At 48.6% G+C, this 6,200-nt stretch carries 7 protein-coding genes; 2 read left to right on the forward strand and 5 right to left on the reverse strand.

Annotated elements, in window-relative coordinates; all coding sequences use genetic code 11:
• Positions 1-695 (reverse strand): A/G-specific adenine glycosylase (mutY, locus tag L693_RS0121035; RefSeq protein WP_025719715.1); only part of this gene is annotated, 695 nt, incomplete at its 3' end.
• Positions 696-699: 4 nt separating this feature from the next.
• On the reverse strand, positions 700-1,104 hold the full coding sequence (acpS, locus tag L693_RS0121040; RefSeq protein WP_025719716.1) for a holo-ACP synthase: 405 nt from the start codon (positions 1,102-1,104) through the stop codon (positions 700-702).
• A gap of 182 nt (positions 1,105-1,286) precedes the next feature.
• Between acpS and L693_RS0121045 the strand changes: the two genes are divergently transcribed.
• Positions 1,287-2,102, forward strand: a complete 816-nt coding sequence (locus L693_RS0121045) for an alpha/beta hydrolase family protein (RefSeq protein WP_025719718.1) — start codon at positions 1,287-1,289, stop codon at positions 2,100-2,102.
• Between the two features lie 121 nt (positions 2,103-2,223).
• Here L693_RS0121045 and nadE read toward each other — a convergent pair whose 3' ends face one another.
• The 3 genes from nadE to L693_RS0121060 all read right to left on the reverse strand — a co-directional run bounded on the left by nadE (position 2,224) and on the right by L693_RS0121060 (position 5,449).
• Positions 2,224-3,033: an ammonia-dependent NAD(+) synthetase gene (gene nadE, locus L693_RS0121050; RefSeq protein ID WP_025719719.1), complete on the reverse strand. Its 810-nt coding sequence runs from the start codon at positions 3,031-3,033 to the stop codon at positions 2,224-2,226.
• A 101-nt stretch (positions 3,034-3,134) separates the two neighbouring features.
• Positions 3,135-3,569, reverse strand: a complete 435-nt coding sequence (locus L693_RS0121055; RefSeq protein WP_025719720.1) for a BrxA/BrxB family bacilliredoxin — start codon at positions 3,567-3,569, stop codon at positions 3,135-3,137.
• Positions 3,570-3,709: 140 nt separating this feature from the next.
• Entirely contained in the window at positions 3,710-5,449 is a 1,740-nt protein-coding gene (locus L693_RS0121060) for a two-component system sensor histidine kinase NtrB (RefSeq protein WP_025719721.1), read from the reverse strand.
• A 290-nt stretch (positions 5,450-5,739) separates the two neighbouring features.
• On the opposite strand from L693_RS0121060, the gene L693_RS0121065 reads away from it, so the two are divergent.
• A partial coding sequence (locus L693_RS0121065) for an FAD-dependent oxidoreductase (protein ID WP_025719722.1) occupies positions 5,740-6,200 on the forward strand: 461 nt, incomplete at its 3' end.

Raw genomic sequence — 6,200 nt, forward strand, 5'->3', positions numbered from 1 at the left:
GGCTTCGCCTTCGTCTTCACCGGCAGCGTCTCCTCGCGACCTGCCAGTCGCCCTGAGCAATGCTCCATGACCGGGCAGGTCAGGCACTGGGGCGACTTCGGCGTGCACACCAGCGCCCCCAGCTCCATCAGTGCCTGATTGAAATCGGAGGCTCTCCCTTCGGGGATCAGCTCCCGCACCAGACTTTCCATATGTGATCGTGTGCTGCCCTTCATAATATCCTCTTCAATGAGGAAATAGCGCGACAACACCCGCATCACATTGCCATCCACAGCAGGCTCCGGCCGATTGAAGGCGATACTCATAATTGCACCTGTCGTATACGGGCCGACTCCTTTCAGCGCGGCGACGGCCTGTGTATCATCCGGTACCTGTCCGCCGTGAAGCTCGACCACTTGTTTGGCCGCAGCTTGCAAATTCCGGGCACGGGAATAATAGCCCAGCCCTTCCCACAGCTTGAGCACATCCTCCTCGGGTGCTTCCGCCAGCGCTTCAATCGTCGGAAAACGTGCAATAAAGCGATTGAAATACGGGATCACCGTATCGACACGCGTCTGCTGAAGCATAATTTCCGAAATCCAGATATAAAAAGGATTCCGATGGCGGCGCCACGGCAAATCCCGTTTGTTTCGTGTATACCAGTTCAACAGCTCAAAACTGAAATAACGTTTTTGTTCCAGTGTATTTGCAGTCATCACATCACATCTCCTTATATTCGACAATTACAAAAGCAGAGGCAATGTTGGGCTGGTGTGTAATACTCAGGTGAATACTGTAATCCGAGCTCCCTGTACCTGGCAAGTCCAGTCTATTCCACGCGGACGAAGATAAATAAACTGCGGGCTTCCCCCCAGGCTCCGGTAAAATATCCATATCACCGAACCCGATCATCTGCCCGATTCCGCAACCGAAGGCCTTCGTTATCGCTTCCTTTGCAGCAAAGCGACCTGCTACAAACTCCGTTAGCCTAGCTTTGCGTTCCACAGCAAGCTCACGTTCAGCCGGGGTCAACACCCGTTTCAAAAACGCATCTGCATATTTACCTGCCAAAATGTCAGCCATACGGCTTATTTCCAGCACATCATGTCCAATTCCGTAGATCATTTGGGTATTCCCCGTCCTTTTTATACTTTACTGCACCTATTGTAACAGTGCGTCCACACCATGGCGAGCCACAAAGGCGCAAGGGCAGCACCAATATATGTTAAAATAAGAGTAGCTATAGTTCAATGTATGAATTTAGCTGATAGACCCACTTAAAAATTCCCGTAGAAAGGAAGGATAGGATGTCAGAAACCATTGTGGTTGAAGCAGGAATAGATGCCGTGATCCGGGCCTCCTGGTTTCACGCCAAAAACAAAGCCAAAAGCCTGCTCATCATCGCTCATGGCTACAAGGGATTTAAGGATTGGGGTATGTTCCCCTTTATTGCAGAAGCATTGAGCGTGGATAACCATGTCGTAACCTTCAACTTTTCACATAATGGCATAGGTGAGGATTTAGAGAATTTTACCGAGCCGGAAAAATTCGCACGCAACACCTATAGCCGCGAGCAAGAGGATTTGGATATACTGCTAACCCATCTGAGAGCACGCCACGAGTTCAGAGAGCTGCCGTTATTTCTATTAGGGCACAGCCGGGGCGCGGGAAGCTGCTTCGTATACGCTCTGGATCACCCCGGAGAAATATCCGGTGTCATTTCATGGAATGGCGTGACAGATTTGGATCTGTTTACTTTGCCACAAAAAGAAGAAATGCGCACCAAGGGACGCAGCTATGTTCAAAACGCCAGAACCGGGCAGCAGCTCCCGCTGGATGTAGTCATTCTGAACGATCTGGAGCAAAATCGCTCGCGTTTTGCCATCGTGGACAGGCTTGCAGACAGCCGGCTGCCAGCCGTACTTATCCAGGGAACCGAAGACTCCAAACGCCTACGCGAAGGCTCTGCCCTGCTCACCACCGTTCGTCCAGATATTGAATGGGTACAAATTCAAGGTGGCAATCATACCTTCAATACCGTTCATCCATTTCAGGGAGGCAGTCTTCAGCTGGATCAGGCGATTACCGAAACCCGCCGCTTCATTGAATGGATCACCAATTAAGCTATAGCCCTTTTAATGCAAACGGCGATCCGCCGGGCGGATCGCCGCATTTTTATTGATTTGATCATTTCGCATAAATCCCAAGAGTGATTTACAATTTCATAATCATAAGATTACGCACTTAAACTCCCGGAATGCTTGTCCGCTTATGCGCTGTACGTGTGAAGAAGCTTTCCAGCTTTTCGCGTGCCGCCGGGTCTATTTCCTTGCCTTCCAGATAGTCGCTGTTCGCTTCGTAGGAGATGCCCAGTTCTTGTTCATCCGTCTGGCCTTCCCACAATCCTGCTGTAGGCGCTTTGTCCAAAATGGCCTGCGGAACTCCAAGGTAGCTGGCCAGCAAACGCACCTGGCGCTTGTTCAGCGTACTAAGCGGTGTAATATCGACTGCACCATCGCCCCATTTCGTATAAAAGCCTGTGATGGCTTCTGAAGCGTGGTCTGTGCCAACGACAAGCAGATTCAGCTCGTTCGCGAGTGCGTACTGAACCACCATACGTGTTCTTGCCTTTACATTCCCTCTCACTTGCGGAGTAATGGAACGTTCAAGACCGATATCCTTTAACGTATGCTCCACTTCCACGGCAACCTCATCAACCGCTTCCTTGATATTCGTTTCCCCGGCATATTTCAGATCGAACGCTTTGGCAACCGCGTAGCTGTGCTCAATATCTTCCTGCTTGCCATAAGGCTGGAACACCCCCAGCGTTATGTACTCTTGCCCTTGCTCCTTCGTCAGCTCATCTGTAGCCTGCTTGCACAAGGCAGCTGCTACAGCACTGTCAATCCCGCCACTGATGGCGATCAGCAGTCCTTTGCTTCCGGTTTTCGTTACATACGACTTGAGGAAATCCACGCGCTTGCGGACCTCTGCCTCTACGTTAATCGTAGGCTGTACTCCCAATTCAGCAATAATCTGTTCCTGCAAACTCATCAGATAAACACCTCTTTTTAGGAATTTACTTTACAAGCTAACATGCAAAAGCCCCGGCAAGTTTCGCAGGCGAAAAATGCGGGGGCATAGCTTGAGCAGTCTTAACGGCAAAAACGGTCAAATGCACTGGTCAAATCAGCAGCGATTTGATCAGCCGAACGGTCCTCCACCTGGTGACGCTCGATAAAGTGAACCAACTCGCCGTCTTTCAACAATGCAATGGAAGGGGAAGATGGCGGATACGGCGCGAAAAATTCGCGAGCCTTCGCTGTTGCTTCCTTGTCCTGTCCGGCAAAAACCGTATACAGGTGATCCGGTGTAATATCATGCTTCAGCGCTTCGGCCACACCCGGACGGCATTGACCTGCGGCACAACCGCATACCGAGTTAACAACAACCAGCGTTGTTCCCTTGGCATTAGGCAGCTTGGCCTCCACTTCTTCCGAAGTACGCAGCTCCTGGATTCCAAGATTGGTCAGCTCATCGCGCATGGGCTGAACTGAATCTCTCATATATTGGTCAAAAGACATAGACATATTCTTTCACTCCTTTTCCAAAAATCATGTATACTACGTTGTTTTTTTATCCACTCTCGTGTTAAAGGTACGGATACCTAATCTTCATTATACAATCTTTTTCACGTGTTTTGCAAAAAAACAGATCTATATGTGTACAATTATTTTTGTATGGAATTCATGACAGAAGGCTCGGAATGTTCTCGATAAGCTGGAATGGTTCTGCGCAATCGAACTCTAAACTGCGTGCCCGTTCCTTCCACAGAATCTACGGCAATCGTACCGTGGTGTCGCTCTACGATACTTTGACATAAAGCCAGACCCAGACCTGTGCCTTTGGTTTTGGTCGTGTAAAAAGGCTGGAACAGCTTTTCAAGCTGGTTTTGCGGAATTCCCGGACCTGTATCCTTTACTTCCAGCTCCACAAAATCCCCTTCCTCATGCGTGGAGATGGTCAGTACACCCTTTTCACCCATAGCCTCCATCGCATTACGCGATAAGTTAAGCAGCAACTGCTTCATTTCCTTGGGGTTCAAATGCAGCATCGTCACATGATCCTCCAGCTTTAGCTCAATCGTCTGCCCCCTCAGGTTGGCATCTGCCCACAACAAAGGCGTGAGTTCGCGAATAATATCATGAAGATGGCATTGCTCCTTCTCAACAATCCGGTTCTGGGCAAGTGAAAGAAAATCGTTAATAATCCCGTTCGCCCGATCCAGTTCCTCCATCACGATACGGTAGTAATGACCGAGGGAATCCGGACTTTTCTCACGCATAAGCTGTAAAAATCCACGCACAACCGCCATGGGATTACGTATTTCATGAGTAATGCCTGCTGCCATCTGTCCGACCAGACTGAGCCTCTCGAAATTGCACAGCTCACTGCGCAGCGTCTCCAGCTCTGTAATATCCTGCAAGGCAATAATGACACCTGTCGTTTTGTTCACATGTTTATCCCGCATGGGGAGAAAGCTGCAGAAGAATACTTTGGGAGGTACATTAATAAAATCAGCACCCGCCTCCCCTTGCAACGCTTTCATAACCCGTTCGCTAATCACCGACGAAGTGTTAAAATCATATAACGAGGTCCATGGACGCCCCACTACCTTAGGCAGCGTAATGAAGGGATCGAAATTCCGATAGAGTTCCAGCATTGTTTTGTTCATATGTATAACTCGTTCCTCGCTGTCCAGAGTTGCAAGGGATAATGGCAGCAAATCCATCACCTGACGCAGCTTATCCGCTTCAATTAAGTATTTGCTCGTAAATTCGCTTACATCACGTCGCAGCGCCAGTTTTTCGAAGGCATTATGCATCAGACTCACGACCATAAAACTTGCCAGTATACCTGCAGCAATATTCCATAGCGTTGTAAGCAAATCGGGAATGTATACCGATACATCCTGTCTGCCCAACAGGAGCGGGAACAGAGCCTTAAGCAGCATATCAACCACAACATATGCGGAAATCAGAAGTTTTTTGTCCGACAACGTCCCTTTTTGAAAGAACTTGCCATGCAGCAGCATAAAAGTAAAAAGGATAAAACCTGTGCACACATACATCGGCGACATTTCTGTCGACTGGGCTATAATCAGGGTCCCCATGAGTGCGGAAGCGGCGAGCGCGAAGGCGGTACGACGTCTACCATACATGATGCCGACAGCGAGGGGAATAATTCCGAGATTGGAAGGTAGGCCATATGGAGACTGATATTGAAAGAGAGAACATAGCAATATGGCTGGTAAGCAACACAAATAAAGTATCCCTTGATTCGGACCGGGCAGCAGCTGGCCGCCCCAAACCTTTTTCTTATCTCCATAATCCGTTAATATAGAGAAAAAACCCGCCGATATAACGGCAAGGAGAACCTGAAGCACACTTTCCTTCAAAGCAATTAACAAGGACTTTTCCTCCTCCTCATCTTTCCTTGACGCCGCTAGTTGAATTAAAGCACAGGCTACAATATATTACAATATATGTGTTAAAATTCCGGTGTAGAACGACAAAATCCGCAAAATACCGGAGGCATACAACAAATCGTTTTTACGTATTTAACAACCCAATAAAACGAAAGATCCGCGTGTTTATCATGATAAAAATGAATTAAAACGACGCTATTAAGATATAATGAAGAAACTGTTACACCATTCTGAATTTTTTTGAAAATTGTCGACGAAAAGGAAGAGATTTCATGTCATATGACGTTATTGTAATCGGAGGCGGCTCAGCCGGATTAATGGCCGCTGCGGCAGCCAGCGGTGAGGGCGCCAAGGTGCTTTTACTGGAAAAGGGAAATAAACTCGGGCGCAAGCTCGGTATTTCCGGTGGAGGGCGCTGCAATGTTACCAATGCAAAGGAGCTGGACGAGCTAATCCGGCACATTCCCGGCAATGGCCGTTTTCTCCACAGTGCGCTGGCAGCTTTCGGCAATCGGGATATCATCGCCTTTTTTGAACAGCTGGGCATAGCCTTAAAGGAAGAAGACAACGGGCGTATGTTCCCTGTGACGGACAAAGCCAAAACCGTTGTCGATGCTTTGGTTAACAAGGTACGTTCTCAAGGGGTCGACATTCGCACAAGCTGCCCCGTACAAGAGGTTATTTACAAAGAGGGTCATACGGCTGGAGTACGGCTGCGCTCCGGAGAAATCCT

This window comes from Paenibacillus sp. 1-18 (genome assembly GCF_000520755.1).
GTDB lineage: Bacteria > Bacillota > Bacilli > Paenibacillales > Paenibacillaceae > Paenibacillus > Paenibacillus brasilensis.